General features: G+C 58.7%; 9 protein-coding genes and 1 pseudogene. 3 read left to right on the top strand and 7 right to left on the bottom strand.

Annotated elements, in window-relative coordinates; translation table 11 throughout:
* The first annotated feature begins 766 nt into the window (after positions 1-766).
* The 3 genes from ACI7BZ_RS14530 (at position 767) to ACI7BZ_RS14520 (ending at position 5,707) form a co-directional block, all read left to right on the top strand.
* Complete coding sequence (locus ACI7BZ_RS14530) at positions 767-3,010, top strand: Wzz/FepE/Etk N-terminal domain-containing protein (RefSeq protein WP_414117892.1); 2,244 nt, start codon at positions 767-769, stop codon at positions 3,008-3,010.
* 25 nt (positions 3,011-3,035) lie between these two features.
* Positions 3,036-3,839, top strand: a complete 804-nt coding sequence (locus tag ACI7BZ_RS14525; protein WP_414117891.1) for a hypothetical protein — start codon at positions 3,036-3,038, stop codon at positions 3,837-3,839.
* Between the two features lie 320 nt (positions 3,840-4,159).
* On the top strand, positions 4,160-5,707 hold the full coding sequence (locus ACI7BZ_RS14520) for an O-antigen ligase family protein (RefSeq protein WP_414117890.1): 1,548 nt from the start codon (positions 4,160-4,162) through the stop codon (positions 5,705-5,707).
* Here the strand turns inward: ACI7BZ_RS14520 and ACI7BZ_RS14515 are convergent.
* The 7 genes and pseudogenes from ACI7BZ_RS14515 to ACI7BZ_RS14485 form a co-directional block, all read right to left on the bottom strand.
* Positions 5,636-6,613 carry an endonuclease/exonuclease/phosphatase family protein gene (locus tag ACI7BZ_RS14515; protein ID WP_414117889.1) on the bottom strand — a complete coding sequence of 326 codons (978 nt, stop codon included), beginning with the start codon at positions 6,611-6,613 and terminating at the stop codon, positions 5,636-5,638. The genes ACI7BZ_RS14520 and ACI7BZ_RS14515 overlap by 72 nt on opposite strands.
* A 241-nt stretch (positions 6,614-6,854) precedes the next feature.
* Positions 6,855-7,865 carry a UDP-glucose 4-epimerase GalE gene (gene galE, locus ACI7BZ_RS14510; protein ID WP_414117888.1) on the bottom strand — a complete coding sequence of 337 codons (1,011 nt, stop codon included), beginning with the start codon at positions 7,863-7,865 and terminating at the stop codon, positions 6,855-6,857.
* 80 nt (positions 7,866-7,945) lie between these two features.
* Positions 7,946-8,866 (bottom strand): glycosyltransferase family 2 protein, encoded by a 921-nt coding sequence (locus ACI7BZ_RS14505; protein WP_414117887.1) that lies wholly within the window; start codon positions 8,864-8,866, stop codon positions 7,946-7,948.
* Between the two features lie 48 nt (positions 8,867-8,914).
* A pseudogene (locus tag ACI7BZ_RS14500) lies at positions 8,915-9,034 on the bottom strand (chloramphenicol acetyltransferase); the annotation flags it as partial.
* A 433-nt stretch (positions 9,035-9,467) separates the two neighbouring features.
* Positions 9,468-10,505 (bottom strand): FAD-binding protein, encoded by a 1,038-nt coding sequence (locus tag ACI7BZ_RS14495; protein WP_414117886.1) that lies wholly within the window; start codon positions 10,503-10,505, stop codon positions 9,468-9,470.
* Positions 10,506-10,564: 59 nt separating this feature from the next.
* Complete coding sequence (locus ACI7BZ_RS14490; RefSeq protein ID WP_414117885.1) at positions 10,565-11,728, bottom strand: polysaccharide pyruvyl transferase family protein; 1,164 nt, start codon at positions 11,726-11,728, stop codon at positions 10,565-10,567.
* A gap of 1,153 nt (positions 11,729-12,881) precedes the next feature.
* Entirely contained in the window at positions 12,882-16,475 is a 3,594-nt protein-coding gene (locus ACI7BZ_RS14485) for a glycosyl hydrolase family 28-related protein (RefSeq protein ID WP_414117884.1), read from the bottom strand.
* Positions 16,476-16,617: the final 142 nt, after the last annotated feature.

Here is a 16,617-nt window from a genome sequence, read left to right as displayed (position 1 = left end):
GAAGCGGCATCTGGCAATGCCGAACCGCCGAGACGGATCGGCATGGGCAGTAAATCCACCTCTATTTGATAAGTTAAAGGACGCTTTACCGCTCATTTGGACGCGGGACCATATGAGCCGTTCGCGCGCGAGAGGCCTAGCCATGCAAAAGACGCAGCCTGTGTGCACCGGGAGTCAATACCGTTGAATGACATTCGACGACAAATGATCAAATGCAGCAGAACGCCGCATGCCGTGACCCTAGGGGCGCCCCCCACGAGCCCGCCTGCGACCCGGCACGCTCGTCGGCAGCGGCGCCCCCGATGCTGCCCGGCCACGCCCAGCGCCCGACGGGACCGAACCCGCCATCGAGGATCCAGCGTCCGCCCGCAACAACCGCCCGGACGGACCGGTGTTGGTTGCCTTGCGCGCCTCCGTCATCGCGGGAGCCCGCTCCACCCATTCTTGTTGCAGCGCGAAAGGGTCCCTGCTAAACTCCCGAAAGCGTCGACAATGACTTTTTGACTGCACATCGATGGCACTATCCGGTTCCAGGGAATACGTGCGGTAGCGCCAATTTTCGTCTGATTGCCCACGGTTTCAAGCTCGAAATCGATCGCTTGCATGGATGCGGTCACGCAGTGAAGTAGGCAGCTCGTATTCAAAGGCATCCTGGCTGCGGTTGTGGGATTGGCGATGAAACCATGCTTTGTATTGAAGGGTGAGAACTCGGGAGCGCAAGGCCTCCGGGCGTTTTACGGACGACAAGGGAAACGGGAAATTCCGCATGCTGCAAGTTGATAAGCCGATCGTCGACAACGCCTTCAAGTTGCCGGTAGACGCTGACCTGAGCTTGCAGGCATTGCTTCAGACAGTGCGCCGGCAAAAGTGGATCATCGCAGGAGTGGTAGGCCTTTGCGTCGGCCTAGCCGCACTCTACAGTTTTCTTACCACCCCGCAATATACCGCCATGGCGGAACTTCTGATCGACACCCAGCAGAACCGCGGTATCGAGCTGGGGGCGGACCCGAGCGGGATGCTCAGCGACGGCATGGTGGACAGCCAGGTTCAAATCTTGCAGTCCGAGCGCATCGCCTTGAACGTGATCAAGGAGTTAAAGCTCGTAGAACAAGCAAAGACGGAGAAGGAGGAGTCCGGGATCGTGTCGCGGGTGCTGGGCTTCATATTCCCGTTCCTGTTTCGCCCGGCTGAGCCCAGCGACTTCGAGCTGGAGCGGAGCCTGGTGGGCGCATTCGAAGACGCCCTGAGCGTGAAACGAGTCGGCCGCTCCTTTGTGATCCGCATCGACTATCGTTCGCCAAACGCGAAGCTTGCGGCGGAGACCGCAAATCAGGTTGCGGAATCCTATATCGTCGATCAGCTGGAGGCCAAGTATCAGGCGACCCGACGCGCCAGCGTTTGGCTTCAGGACCGCATCAACGAGTTGCGCGACCAGGCGCTTGCGGCTGACCGTGCGGTCCAGGAGTTCAAGGCCAAGAATGACATCATCGACACAGCGCGGGGCCTGGTCTCTGAACAGCAACTGGTGGAGCTCAACACGCAGTTGGCCAATTCCCGCGCGACGGTTGCAGAGGCGCAAGCACGCTACGACCGCGTCGCGAGCATCATCAAGGAAGGAATTCTGGCCGGCACCAGCGATGAGGTGGTGTCCGACGTGCTCAACAACGAAGTGATCAGCCGTTTGCGCACGCAGTATCTCGATGCCGTTAAGCGCGAAGCTGAATGGTCCAAGCGGTACGGTGCCGATCATATTGCGGTTGTTAACCTGCGTTCCGAGATCAAGGGGCTGCAACGCGCCCTGTTCAACGAATTGTCGCGAATCGCGGAAACCTACAAGTCCGACCTTGAGATCGCCAAGGCGCGTATGGAAAGCATGTCCAGCAGCTTTGACAACCTCATCACCCAGGCCAAGACGACCAGCCGCGCGCAGGTGGATTTGCGTGAACTTGAAAGCACCTCGCAATCCTACCGTGCCCTTTACGACAATTTCCTGCAGCGGTTCATGCAGGCAACGCAGCAGCAGTCCTTTCCCATCACCGAAGCGCGTGTCATTACAGATGCAACCCAGCCGCTGCGGGCCTCCCACCCGAAGAAGTCCTTGTTAATCGGCGGCAGCCTGTTCATCGGCCTGTTTCTCGGCATGTGCCTCGCCTACCTGCGTGAAAACATGAACCGCACGTTCCGGGTGCCCGATGATATCGAGCGCTATCTCGGTTCGGATTGCCTAGGCGTGCTTCCAATGATACCGGTGGGTGGAGCCAACATTGCAACGCCGGGGCAAAGCGCGCTCGTCAGCAACTCCGGCATCATGCGCCAGGCCGTATCCGACCCATTCTCACGATTTGCCGAGACCCTGCGCTCGGTGAAGGTCACCGCCGACGTCTCCATTCTCCGAAATGGCGCCAAGGTGATCGGCGTCATTTCGACCCTCCCCAAGGAGGGAAAATCGACCGTTTCGGCCAACCTCGCCCAGTTGATCGCCCACTCCGGCCAGCGCTGCGTGTTGATCGATTGCGACTTGCGCAACCCGTCGCTATCGCGGCGACTGGCCCCTGAAGCCAAGGTCGGAATCATCGAACTTGTTCTGGGCCACGCCACCTTCGAGGAGGTGGCGATTATCGATCCACTGACCAAGCTCACCGTGATTCCCGCGGTGGTGCCGAGCGAGATTGCCCACACCAGCGAGATCCTCGCCTCCGAAAAGATGTCGGAGCTGTTCGCAAAGCTTAAAGCGTCCACAGACTACCTGATTGTCGACCTTCCACCCCTGGCACCCGTGGTTGACGTTTTCGCCTCAACCCACCTTATCGACGGATACGTTTATATCATCGGCTGGAATGCGACAAACAGGGATATCATTGTAAATACTCTGCAGGGCGCCCCGAACGTCTACACTAAGCTCCTGGGCTGCGTTCTTAACAAGGTCGACGTCCGATCCATGCGACATCTTGAAGGGTACGGAAAGCAATATTACTACCATCGGTATTATGCTACTTATGGCCAAGACTGAGCAGGGTTGGCCACAGGGAGCCCCGATGCATAAAGAGCCTCCCCACACCTCCCTGAAGAGGAAGGAAGGGCGTCGTTCGCCAATTATCGCACGACTTCTGGCTTCGCTCGTGGCCGTAGCTGCCGGCATTTGGCTCACCACCACGGAGCCCATTTCGACGGCAATTGCCCTTATCGACCTGGAACAGGTTGCCACGAGCCTCATGGATGGCGAAACATTCGACGCTTCCACCTTGGAAAACGTCGGCCAACAGGCGTCTCGCCAGCTTGAGGGCGCGACGTGCAACCCCAGGGCCTTTCAGGACCTCGCAATCATCGAGTTGGGTCGGCTACGCTTCGCCTTCGATGCGAACAATGCGGACGAGGCGGATCGCCTGCTCTCGAGCGCCGAGATGTTTGCCCGGAAGGGCGTGACATGCAACCCAAACTCCAGCGTGAGCTGGGCCGTCCTTGCGGTTGTAGAATTCCTACGAAACGACAATACAACAAGATTTAACGCCCTAATGAATATGTCGTTTCAGACGGGCCCGCTGGCATCTTGGGCATTCCAGCAGCGCGTGGATCTGCTCCTGTCGCTTTATCCCAACATTGATCAGCCGGCGCGGATGCAGCTGTTGCGCCAGCTGAACTGGCTCATTGACGCCGGCTTTCCGTCAACTGTGGCAAATTATTACATTGCCGGGAATGACGAACAACGCGCCTTCCTGCGCGATATCATCGCAACAAAGCCGGACCGAGATCAAAAATCCATTGCGGAGCACATCCGCAACGAAGGCGGCGACATAAATCTTCCACGTGTGCCTCCGCGGGGCCGCAGGCCTTGGGACTAAATACAGAAAGTGGATATTTATTTCGTCGACCAACAAACCCGCTCCAGGCCAAGGACTTTTCATAACTCTGGACGCAGCGTTTTTCCACTTTTGTCGAATTACTTTGGGATGATGGGCGGCTGGAGCGACAGACCTCCCCGCGGATCAGGAGGAAGAGGAAGCGCATCTCTTCAATGTGTCGGGCGGGGCCGTAATCCATTCCGGGACACATGATATGATCGAGTTAAGACGGATCTCACCCTGGGGCCCGTCACCACGCGCCCGCGGGCGGAGTGGCGGCAGCACTTTCGGAAGGCACTTTTTGCGGGCAGGCTGTGTCGATGCAAGATACCATTGAAAATGAGGGCGAACGGGCCGTTGCTCCGCGCGGCACCCCTTCGGGGTCGCCGATGCGCGGAGAGGCGAAGCAGGGGCTCACTTCGCGACTGAGTCTTTTCCTATTTATCGCCATGGTCATTCTCGCGCCCGTACCCGATGGCTCTGCCGGCCAGATCTGGGTGCAGGTGTGGACTGCCGCAGGCATCATCTGCGTTGTTCTTGCCTCTTACAGCGCCATGCGGCGGGCTGATGTCCTGCTGTTTCTGGGCCTCGCCATCATGCTGGCGGCATATGGCGCGGTTGCGGTGCTGCAGTCCATTTCACCCGGGCCCGCTCCACTCGCCACCTGGTCGCAGGCCGCGGAATTGCTGCAGATCGAGATCCCCGCCCGCAGCGGCTCGGTGGATGGCTCCCCCTTGCGCTTTCTCGGCCGCCCCCTGCTCGCTAGCCTGTTAGTGGTGGCGGGGATGGCGGTCGGAAAAAATGCCCGGGCCTCCGAACGCTTGGTTCGATCATTCATATATTCCGCAACGCTCTTGGTGATCATCGCCTTTATCGCCTACCTGCTCGGCATCGAAGACTTCAGATCAAACCCCCAAGGTGGCGCGCTCACTGTGTTCTTTATCAGCAAGAATACGAGCGCCACTTATCTGGGTTCGGCGTTTCTCGCAGCCTTCGCACTTCTCGTCACCTCGGTCAAATTAGACCGCCGGACCGCAGGCTTTCGGTCGATCGGGGAGCAGCTTGGGGAGTCCAAGGGGCGGTACGCGATTGCAGTAGCGGCTCTACTGTTGCTCATGCTTCTGCCGCTCACCCTGTCCCGCGCGGGTGTTGCGCTGACATTTGCCCTCGCGGCTGGAACGATCCTTCTCAGAATGCCCCGACGGCGCAATCAGATGATCGGTTCGGGAATTGCAATCTTGGTGTTCGTTTCAATCATCTTCAGCCTCTCCGGCGACGCTTGGCTTGAACGCCAAACGGTGACCGGGTTCAAGTCCGGGCGCACTGAGGCCTATGCCATCATGGCCGCTGCCACCCTCGAGCGGCCCTGGCTCGGATACGGCCTGGGCAGTTTCTCCCTGAGCTTTTCGCCTCTGCGCGATGAGAGTATCCCGGGTGCGGGGCACTTCAATATCGGCCATAGCACCCCCCTCGAACTGGCTTTCGAGGGGGGAATTCCTCTGGCACTCACCGTCATCGCCTTCTCTGTGGTCGTGGCGACGATCCTGCTCAGGGGCGCGATCCGCCGGCCGAGCGACCCGTTCATCCTTGCGGGTCTGCTGGTTGGCCTTCTCGGCGTGCTTCACTCCAGCATCGATTTCTCATTGCAGATCCCCGGCTATCTGATCGTCTGCCTTGCCATCGTCGGCGTGGGACTGGGCCGCGCCCTGTCGCCTGAACACCGAGTGCAACGAAGGCGGCGCAGCATTCAAGGCGGCCACGAGAGCGCCGCTGAAGACGGACAGCGTGACGGCCGTTCAGGGGATCGTAAGGTCGGCATAGACGGGGCGGTGGTCGGAGCCAAAGGCGGCTCCCAGATGGAGGGCTGAGAGGCCCACCTCCTTCGAAGCCATGATCCGGTCTATCGGACTGCCGAGCAGGCTCACGCCCGCAACAGAAGCAAGAATGCGGGTGGCGGACGGCCACGGCAGCGCCTCCGTCGCGACGAGGCCGGTTTCGCGCGCAAATCTGCGCAATAGCGGCGACCAGGGTGGCGTATTCCAGTCGCCGACCACCAGGACGCTCGTTCCCACCGCCTCGAGTCCGACACGCCTTACAATCTCATCGAGATAGAGTTCCCGGCGCTGCCATTCGAGGAAACTGCGCGGGCTTGGCGGGTGGATGGCGAAGATGACGAAAGGCTTGCTCCCAGGTCGCCGAACCGTCACCCGCGCGGCCACCTCCCGCGAAACCGGGTTGGAATTTCCACCGGCGAGCGGGTAGAAGCGCGTCACTTCCAGCGGGAAGCGGCTTACAATTTGAATTCCGCCGATAAGAAGCCCGGCCCTGGAGCCCGGCTCCGTGGCCCAGTAGGGGAGAAAAGCGATCTCTTTCAGGGCATGGGGCCAGTCGCCCGTGGCCTCCTGAGTCAGGAGCACATCCGGCCGGATCAGGGAGACAAGGCGGCGAAACGCGGCGTAGTCGGTGTTCGTGACCAGAACATTGGCCGACATCACCCTGACGCTCTGCGTCCCTTCCGCGGCAGGTGATGACACGGGGATAGTGCGCAGGACGAGCGGCAGCGCATTGAAGGCGACCAGAACCAAAGTGAAGGAGATAAGGCGCCGGCTGCGCGTCGCCAGCGCCCCCAAAAACACGGCAACGCTGGCGGAAAAAAACGCGGGCCGAAAGAAGTTTAGTTCATCTGCAACCCAAAGGATCGAATCCAGAAGCGTCAAAGCCGACGCGAGGCCAAGGATTGCCAGCACCGCACCAAGGATAAATCTTAGCTTCATAGGCTAGCTTTACTTCCTCAACGGCGCAATCGGCACGCTTGGCCCGCCCATCATCCCCCACGGCGCCACCAAAGGGGCGCACCACACCGAAGCGCCACCAGTTCGCGCAAGCTGCAACCGACGATACTGCGGCGCGCAAGAGCGCATCAATACGCTCCAGCTCGACCTCGTGCGACAGATGGTCTCCCTTCATCATCATCGCACCTGCCGGGTGCGGAACACAAGACTTCACGATACTCACTTATGGCATGGCCCCCGACCGCTCAGCAGCCCGCCGGTGCGCCAGGGCCTTCTCCCATGCAAGCGCGTGGCGGACAATGGTGGCGAGGTCGTCCAGCTGCGGCTCCCAGCCGAGCTGAGCGCGGATTTCGCTCGCCCTGGCTACAAGGCATGCCGGATCGCCCGCGCGACGCGGCGAAAGCGTCACCGGAAAATCAACGCCGGAAACCTGCTTCACCACGTCCAGCACGTCCTTCACCGAATATCCGCGTCCGTAGCCGCAGTTCAGCGTCAGGTTTTCACCACCGGTGCGCAGGCGCTGCAGCGCTGCCACATGGGCGCTCGCTAGGTCTGAAACGTGGATATAGTCGCGGACACACGTGCCGTCGGGCGTGGGGTAATCCGTACCGAACACTTCGATCCCCGGCCGCTCGCCCGCTGCCGCTTGGCAGGCAACCTTGATGAGATGGGTCGCCTGGCGGGACGATTGGCCGGAGCGCCCCTCGGGATCGGCGCCGGCCACGTTGAAATAGCGCAATACCGTAAAAGCGAGCCCGTGGGCACGCGCGGCGTCCGCCAGCATCCACTCACTCATCAGCTTTGAGCGGCCGTAAGGATTGATCGGGGCAGTCGGCTGGCTCTCCGCGATCACGTCCACCCGCGGCTCACCATAGACCGCCGCGGTGGACGAGAAGATCACCCGCTTAACACCTGCTTTCAGCGCTGCCTCAAGCAACGCACGGGTCTTCACCGTATTGCCGAGATAATAGCCAAGCGGATCGGCGACCGATTCCGGCACGACGATCCGGGCAGCGAAATGGATGATCTCGGTAATGCCCGCCTCGGTGACGAGCCCGTTGACCAGTTCCTGGTCGCCCACATCGCCCACCACCAGGCGCGCGCGCTCCGGGACCGCCCAAGTAAAGCCGGTGGACAAATCATCGAGAACAACAACGTCCTCGCCACGGTCTGTGAGGGCGAGGACCGTATGGCTTCCAATGTATCCGGCACCGCCAGCGACCAAGACTGACATGCGACTGCTATCCCCAATGGACCAATCCAGCCCCGCCGCGGCGATCGCCGTGGCAGGGGATCAGCCACGTCCGTTACCGATCAAAGAGCGAGCCCTGTCACTTGGCGCAATCGCGCGAGTTTTGCGTCCATGCTCGCAAGGCCGGCGATTTCCCGCTCCAACTCCAGCACCTTGGCGCCGACCAAAAAGCGGTACCAAAATCCCTGCAGGAAGTGGTAGATGAGCCCTTCACTTCCATCAAGGAAGCCGAGTTGAATGAAGTATCTGAACAGGAAATACCCGAACGGTCCGACCCAGAACGGCGCCTTGTTATAGACACGCTCTTTGACGAAACGCTTCGCCGAGGCTTGGAAGGAGGCCGATTCCGTGGACAAGGATTCGTCTCGCGCGAAAAAGCCGTACTTCTGATTGAGGACGTCAATAGCCTCACGGGTTGCGTACTTGTTGTGCTTGTCCGTGAAGAATGTGAGATCGTTCAAGTTGAAATCGGCGAAGCCGCCATCGAACGACACCGTCCGGCCACCCCAGACGATCATATGCTCATCCATCCAACGGTTTTCGATGCGACCTTGTCCCCGCCGCCAAATGCGCAGCAGCACGAGCGGGAAGCGACCGCCGTGCCGAACCCAGCGACCCAGGAAGATGTGCTTACGGTTAAGGTTCACCCCGGCGACATCACTCGCAAGCTTTGGCAGTTCGGTTTGTATCTGCGCGACCAGATCAGGCTCGATGACCTCATCTGCGTCGAGGCGCATGATCCAGTCCGACGTGATCGCAGCATTGTCGAGCGCCCATTGAAACTGGGTCGCATAATTGACAAAGCGATTATGCAAGACGTCGGCGCCGAGCTCTTGAGCTATAGCGACGGTTCGGTCTGTGGAACCGGAATCAACAATGACAATGCGTGCCCCAAGCGACGCAACCGCGGCCATACAGCGCGCGATATGCATCTCTTCATTGCGGGTAAGAATAACGATCGTGAGAGCCGTTGGTGTCGACATGCGGGCCTTCCAAAAAGTTAGTCATGATCGGGCCGCAGAGCGAAGCGATCGAGCCTTAATGGAACGTGCCGGGTTTCCGGCCACAACCGTCCAAGGCGGAACGTCTCTGGTGACGACCGCCCGAGCGGCGACGACGGCCCCCTCACCGACGGCAATCCCCGGGGCGACAAACGCCTCGGCGCAAACCCAGCTGTGGGGACCAATTGAAATCGGGGCGGTGATCAGCGGCCGCGCAAGTTCGGATATGTCGTGCGACCCCGTGCAGAGAAATGACCGCTGACTGATCGTGCAGTAGTCCCCCACTGCGATGCGCGCCATGGTGTAGCAATCGACATCGGCAGCGAGACAGACATAGTCCCCGAGCGTCAAATGCCAAGGTGCCCAGATCTTGCACGATGGCGCGACGCGACACCCCTTTCCGATCTGCGCGCCGAATGCGCGGAGCAGAAAGATGCGCCAGGCCTCCAGGGCGAAACGCGGCGTCGGCCGAAAGAACAGGAGATAGACGAATTCCCATAGCAGCCGGCGCAGGCGCTCTCCCCGCGGAATCGTGTCGACATAAAGCCGCTCCTTTGCCACGGGAGGCGGCGACAGGGACGGTTCAAAAGCCATCGACAATCTCATTTTCGAGGGGAATGCGGCCGTCGGAAAGTTGATCCAGCTCCCGGATGAACCGAACCATCTCATCCGTTCCCTGACCTCTATTCACCAGACAATTGATTGTCTTATCGGAAAAGGGCTGCAAGTCATATCGTATATTGAAGCGCGCCACCGCAATATCGTTGAGCCACTTGCGGTTGATTGGAGATTCGCGCCGAAAGATCTTCAGCTTGTACCCGAAGAAATAGTACAATGCAGCGTAGATGCGGAAGACAACATCCTTCCGGCTCATGGCACGGTAGGGCGACCCAGAAAAAATGCTTCCGAGATTAGGATACATATATTCTGTATACTTATGTCTCTTTGCGTGGAATAGTTCCATCTTGCTATAGATGACGGCAGGGTCCCCCTTCGTCGCGCGAAAATAAAGGGTCGCGACGATCCAGTCATTCGGAGCGGACCGCATGATCGAGGTGCGATGCGCCAGACCGAGTTCCTTGGCATCCACCGTCCGCATCTGACCATCGCGGTCGATGATATCGGCCTTAACAAGGAGATCCTTCAGTTCATATCCGTACGCCCCGGCGTTCATGAAAATCCCGCCGCCAAGCGTCCCGGGGATGCCTTCGAAACCCTCGAAGCCGTCAACGCATTCCAGCAGCGCTCTGCGCGCCAGATCCGGGATTGTCACGCCGCAATCGGCAATCAACAGCCCCTTTTCCTTCGAATAGAGCAGATTCGTAAGCCGAACGGTGCAAACCAAAATCGAATAGTCTGTATTATCAAGGAACAGTAAATTCGATGTATTTCCGACAACCTTGAACCGCAGTTTCTGTGCGCGCAGCGCGTTGATGGCAAGCCGCAGATGCTCTGTGGTGTTCGGATATATAACCAGATGTGCGACGCCGCCAGTCTTCATATAGGTGAAGACGGTCAGGTCCACCCCCTCTTCGAAGGGAATGCCCTCTCGACGCAGGAGATCTATCATGACAGAAGGAGCCGCCGGCTGTTCCGTCGCATCAATGGCCATACTCGTCATCGTAGTCTCCGGTCGATATTATGGTGCGAGGCACAACAAAAAAACCTGTGTCGCAGAGGTCAGCCTCCCGCGAGCTCGATCTGCCGCGTGAGAAACCCAACTCCGACAGACTGGATCTCCGCAACACGCTGGTCGACCGCCAGCCAGTCGATCTCCTGCCCAAGCATGTCTCGAGCCGCATTCAGGTTGCCATCAGCCACAAATCTATTGCTAAGCCCAACACTTGCGAGCAAGTGACGCGCGCGCGCATTGAGACTGCTTTTCGTTCCCGGAAGTCCAACCACGATGAATGGCCGCTGAAGCAGAATTGCAAAGGCCGTTCCGTGGAACGAATTGGTGACGACAAACCGCGATTTCTGAATAGTGGAGAGCCACCCCTTGGGCGATGGATGAATGGTTCTTCCGATTTCCTTCCACCGACGGTGCGCATTGTAGGGAGAGATGATGCCGGTTGCCAGTTCCTTCCCGATCATCTCGGTGACCTCACGGATCCCGACGCTATTACGCAGCGCGTAGCAGAAAACCTGGTCGGGTTCCACCAGCTCCGCTTCGGCCACGATCTTGGAGAAATGGCGCAGCAGAAAAGTCGGATCAGGCACACAGGTCACCGCGCGCCCCGTCAGCTTCTCCACCAATTCAGCCCCGCTGGCCTCGCGCACCGAAATATCATCGAGATGCCGGAGGAACTGCTGCGCCATCGGAATGAAGCGCTCATCGAGCGAATCACGCCCGAAGCTAGGCGCGTAGGAGATGCGCCTCGTCTTGTGGCCCACCTCCATAGCCCCAAAGTAAACAGGATCGAGGCCATACTGATCGGAGGGGTTCCAGATCTGGTCGCTGCCGACACTGATGAGGTCGAAGGGCTCTGACTGCCGCTGCAGATAGGCCTCCACCTCGGCCTTCGTCACCAGCGTCGTGCCGGTGATGCCGAGCGCGTCGCGGCGGAATGCGTCGAAAGCAGCGGCTTGCTGGCGGTTGCCAAAGATCCGGCGCTGCAGGGTGGATAGCTTCAGGTAGGCGATCTTGGCATTCACTTTCCCCATCCGCGGATCCCAAGGCCGGATGAAGTCGCCTCCCTCCTCCACGTACTTGGGGTGGTAGGGAATGAACTCAACCCGGTGTCCCTGCTCCATAAGCCAAGCCCGCAAGCCGTACGCCTGCAGCACGGCGCCGAAATTATCGCTGAAATGGTACGTCAGAAGGCCGATGCGCAGGGACTTCATCGCAGGCTCCGAAAATCTGGGAATGCAGCGACCCTGCGGGCTTTCCGGCCAGCGACGCCACGTAGATGTCTGTTGTTCGCAAGGTCACGGGCGGCCGCGAGCAAGGTGGCGTGTCCCGCCAAGCGGCGTGCGCGCATCCACCTCAGGGCGAACCCCGCCAACCCTCGGCGCTCAAGGATCGGGCCCGCGGGACACATGTGCCCGGCGGCACCCGTCTCCAATTCATCCGAACCGGTGATTTCCTCAGTCAGCCTCGGCCGTGCCCCGCCAGCCCCGGCTTCCCGCAGCGATTGTGCCGGCTCCTTGATCCCGCCCCGAAAGACAAAAGCACCGGTCGCGCCGCGCGCTTGATCGGCGCCGCCGCGGTACAGCCTGGCGCGGCAATTCTCCAGACTACCCGCCGTCGCGCCGACCTGACCGACCGACAGGGAGATGCCTTTTCCGGTCCGATCGCTACGCGCCCCCATGGACCGACCTGGGATTTGGAAAATGGTCAGCGACCGGACAGAATTGTGGATGGTGGTGGCAGCGGTGCTGGACGCCAACGCCTGCCGTCCGCGGCCTGTATCGACCCGACGCCCCTTAATCACCCCTGTCGAGCGCAGGAAACGACGCAGGTCGACCGATGCCGGAGCAGACCCAAAGCCGCGCCAGGAGGGCGGGGCCAGGCGCTCATGCACACCATCGGGGCGCTGCGCGTTCGCGCGCCTCGGGTGAACCGTGAGAGCCTGAAGGTGCAGCAGGCCCGGCATGTGGAGAGGCAGGGCAAGATCGCCGGCGAGGCCGTCGTGCCCAACCCTTGGCGAAGGGCTATGGCGGGAAGAAGCTCCCCACTGCGCCCCATCCCCCGGCCAAGCGCGGCCGGTCCGGCACTTCAGCCCGACCTCCGCGGCAGCACGTGCCGGCCCATCGATCATCCAGCGCCCATTTGCGGCCAGACTGCAGACGCCCTGCCGCGCTGCCACCGGTTCGCGACCAAACCATGCCACCATAGGTACGAGCTGCCCGACCTTCGCTCGGCGGCTATCGGGCATCCCTAGTTTCCTCATTGACCTTCCACCTCGCTCCCGATAACAGCGACCTGACACCTTTTGATGACGATGATGTGCGCACCATCGAACCGTTCGCCCTCCGTCATAGTTGGGTGCCACCCCTATTGCGCGCCGGATCGACCGGGCACACGCCTGAGCGACAGGTCGAGAATCGGCTGGCGCACGTCATCGAAATGGTTACCATCGATAAGCACCCCCGATGCCCCGCGCCCGATTTCGATCCCCACGTCATTCTTCGCAATCCGATTACCCTCAACGATCACATCTACTATCGACGAAGGAACAGCGCGCCCTATACGCGATCCCACATATATGTTCGCATTTCCTTCGAGCTGATTTCCCCTGATCACGATCCCCCGAACCAACGGGAACAGGTATTTTAGTGGAGCATCGTTGTAAACGCGAACCAGCGAGGTCGCCCCCTTGTAAATATATAGCCCCGAATAATATCCTGCCCTTGTCTGATTACGAATCATCTGCGAATAAAAACTGGCCTGCGGATACCCGCCATACTCTCCAGCCCAAATGCTGTAACCTCCAGAACGGACAGATTTGTTATCGGCAAAAACTTGTTCCAGGGCGCCACCAAACGACTGAAGAAAAGTTCCCGTATCGATGCCCCTATTGCCGATGCCAAGATAGCGCATATGCACCGGAACGATGACCGCAATGGTATCCTCACCTGAATCGACAGTCATGACGCGGTCAAGATGAACAGACCGCGCCTCAACCGATTGGACCAGGGCAAATGCCCCCTTACCTCGCCCGTCTACAACCATCAGAGCGCCAGCATCGCAATTTTCCTTGGCACCCGTGCCCTCTGCGGGAAGCAGATCGGCCACATTCTGGCCCTTCCTGAACCTCACGGCGCCCCAATAACAGCCGCCCGGTCCATCCGCCGTCATAGCCTCGCCGTCCATGCCGTTAAAATTAGAGACGTCATTGCCTTTGAAAATTACATTCCTCGAAATCTGCCGCTTTTCGCCGTAAAGCGTATTTATGCCGCCGCCGGACGCCTGCAAATCAGCGCCATTGATCGCATTGCCTTCAAATATTATTTCAGACGACCGAGAAATCGAATACCAGCCGCGACGTCCATTATTTATTTTATTATTCCTTATAATAATAAACTTTGAATCAGGTATAAATATAGACCTAACTGAACTATAAATATCCGAATTTTCGATAGATATGCCATCTCCACGCATCCGGATTGCATCTGGTCCATTTCCTGGCACTGAAATGGACTTAAGATACCTTTCCAGAATGCGATCCGGCTTCAGATGCTCCCGATAAAAAGATGCGCGAATTGTAACGCTATCAACTTTTATGTTCTTCGCGCTGGAAATATCGCCTGAAAGGCCTCCAGAGATGATGTGCCAGTGATTAGCCGCGAGAATCGTGAGGTTCTCGATGGAAAAGTCACTTTCGCCAGAGATGAACGCCTCCGGCGGAGAAGGTTGGTTCTTCAGCATCAGAACAGAAAGCTCACGGTCTTCGCCACGCAGCCGCGACTTGCGCGGCATCTTGATCTCGCCGGAAAGGTGAAAGACGCCCCTTGGCACGAAAAGCGTGCCCCCTCCCTGCGCGCGCAGTTGCGCCAGGGCGCGCTCAACCGCCGGCATATCGTCCGCGAGTCCGTCTCCAACAGCCCCGAAATCCCTGAGGCTTATCGTTGTCGCAGGCATCGCGTCCGGTTGCCGCACCACAATTCGCGCCGAACGAACGGCAGCGGCGTCGCCCTGCCCGTTCCAAAGCTGCACCTCATATTCCCTGTCCGCGAGATCTGCCGGAAGCGTGAATTGCGCATCCCACAGGCCGCCATCCACCGGCTTCAGCCGCGCGACCTCCGTGTGGCGCGTGGGGTCAACCAGGGAAAGATACGCCTGTCCCGATCGAACGATGTTGCGCCCCATAATGCGCAGCCAGCCGCCGGGGCTTGCCGTCTGCCCCTGATCCCCATGCACCCAGTAGATGGTCGGTGCGTTGAGGAGGAACTTCACGGAGCCGTCCGCCGACGCCAGTCGCACCTCATACACACCGGCCCCAAGCTCCGGCGGGATGCGGACCTTGAGCGAGGCATCGGACACCTCGAGCGGCGCGATGGAAATGCTCGGCCCCTGGCTTTCTTCGTTGGGCGCGTCACTGAGGCGGCGAACTTCGATCGCCTTAGCCTCGCCGAAATCGGCCCCGGCAACAAAGGCGATTTCTCCCGCCGTCACGGGGTCGCTCGCCCAGAAGACCACCGGCGCATCGGCGAACGCGCCTTTCACAGAAGCCCCGAGAAATGCAACGACAAGCGGAAGCATCATCGCAGTGCGCCGCACCGGATGGCCGACCAATCTCTGACGCATCATCCCACCTCCTCCGAAGCCCTTGGTGGCACGCCCCGCACGATCAAGCACCCAGGTGACACAACTAAGAACCAACAATTCCACAAAAATGAGGCCCACCGTCGCCCCTAGGGGGCCTCGAATTAGGATCGGCAAGAAAGCAATAAATATATATGCTTTGATCGACTGCCCGGCAATGAGGTACGCCCTTTTGATAAAGAACCAGCGAACAAACAGCGCCACGCTGGCTGCACCTATTGCAACGCCGATAAAGCCTAAATCTGCATAAAAATCACCGGCGACGAACATAGAAAGGTTTGCTGTCCCGGCGACTTTTGCGAAATACAGATATTCTCCAACATCCAATCCGGTCAGCGTTGCTTTTGCAGCCCATACCGCGCGCGGAATAAAAAAGAAAATCAACGATAGGGTCTTATGGCCATAATTGTAATCCACATCCTCCAAAATCGAAACCAACGCACAAAGGGTATCAAATACGTCCATGAATTGTAATTGTATTGCATTCGACACAAGATCAAAAATACTTGTTTCGCTAAGATCAACATTACCAACTCTTGTCGTCAAGCTGAGAATTGGCATGATAATGATGATGGCGAAAAAAGAAACGATATAATAGGTTGTCGCCACAACGCGACCACGGAGGGCGATAAGAACGATCGGAACCCAGGTGGAGATAAGGAAAAAACGCGCCGTATTGAAAGGATTCTGACTCACTGCCATTATCAAGAACAGCAGAATAACCAAAGACAGGCCGACCAGGCCGAAGCGCCGGGTCTGAAGCCACGCCGCGAACGCAATCTGCGTGAACACCACCTGGCATGCCAGCGTCACGGTCGTCACGCCGACAACCACCTCTCCTGTCTTCTCGTTCCGGGGTGCCAGCACACTCCCGAGCCCCCCCGAGGCGCCGATAAATCCAACAAAAGAGACCATAGCCAACAGAATGAATACAATGAAGGCGATTGAACTCACCTCGACATGGGGTTTCGAACCGCCGGCGTCCGGCGAGACACGCTCGGAATACAACGTCCCGAAAACAAGAATGAAAATGCCTACGATCGCGAACGCTGACGCGACCTCCCAATAAGAAAAGTAAATTCCTGTCGTCGGACGCCCAAAGTCAAAATATCCCGAATCAAACGACTGAATAGGTACGATGACGAAAAACAGGTAGAAGCATAGCCAGATCACGTCGCTCGGCTGAAGGTACCGCGCCGTTTCTCTCGTTGAAAAGAACAAAATCATTGCAAATATGGGGAGGGTGAATAAGACGATTGCGACGTCGCGCGCAAACGCGACATTCAGAATAAAATATGCAATCATCAACAGCACTTTAGCCATATTCAATCCTCGTACTACAGCAAATACCGAGCTTAAAAGCACCGCCCGGATGTGCGCAGGAAGCAGGCTCCACTCTTCGCAAGGATGCATAGCTGAAACTCAGCGCATGCCCTCAGACCAACACTTACCAGTTCAGCCCCCT

This window comes from Xanthobacter sp. AM11, from assembly GCF_047444035.1.
In the GTDB taxonomy this organism is placed as follows: Bacteria; Pseudomonadota; Alphaproteobacteria; order Rhizobiales; family Xanthobacteraceae; genus Xanthobacter.
This window is presented reverse-complemented; position numbering and strand designations above follow the sequence as displayed.

What these genes read in the sequence shown, in the direction of transcription:
- ACI7BZ_RS14530 (WP_414117892.1), top strand. Translation starts at nt 767, where the DNA reads ATGCTGCAAGTTGATAAGCCGATCGTCGACAACGCCTTCAAGTTGCCG.
- ACI7BZ_RS14525 (WP_414117891.1), top strand. Translation starts at nt 3,036, where the DNA reads ATGCATAAAGAGCCTCCCCACACCTCCCTGAAGAGGAAGGAAGGGCGT.
- ACI7BZ_RS14520 (WP_414117890.1), top strand. Translation starts at nt 4,160, where the DNA reads ATGCAAGATACCATTGAAAATGAGGGCGAACGGGCCGTTGCTCCGCGC.
- ACI7BZ_RS14515 (WP_414117889.1), bottom strand. Translation starts at nt 6,613, where the DNA reads ATGAAGCTAAGATTTATCCTTGGTGCGGTGCTGGCAATCCTTGGCCTC.
- galE (WP_414117888.1), bottom strand. Translation starts at nt 7,865, where the DNA reads ATGTCAGTCTTGGTCGCTGGCGGTGCCGGATACATTGGAAGCCATACG.
- ACI7BZ_RS14505 (WP_414117887.1), bottom strand. Translation starts at nt 8,866, where the DNA reads ATGTCGACACCAACGGCTCTCACGATCGTTATTCTTACCCGCAATGAA.
- ACI7BZ_RS14495 (WP_414117886.1), bottom strand. Translation starts at nt 10,505, where the DNA reads ATGACGAGTATGGCCATTGATGCGACGGAACAGCCGGCGGCTCCTTCT.
- ACI7BZ_RS14490 (WP_414117885.1), bottom strand. Translation starts at nt 11,728, where the DNA reads ATGAAGTCCCTGCGCATCGGCCTTCTGACGTACCATTTCAGCGATAAT.
- ACI7BZ_RS14485 (WP_414117884.1), bottom strand. Translation starts at nt 16,475, where the DNA reads ATGGCTAAAGTGCTGTTGATGATTGCATATTTTATTCTGAATGTCGCG.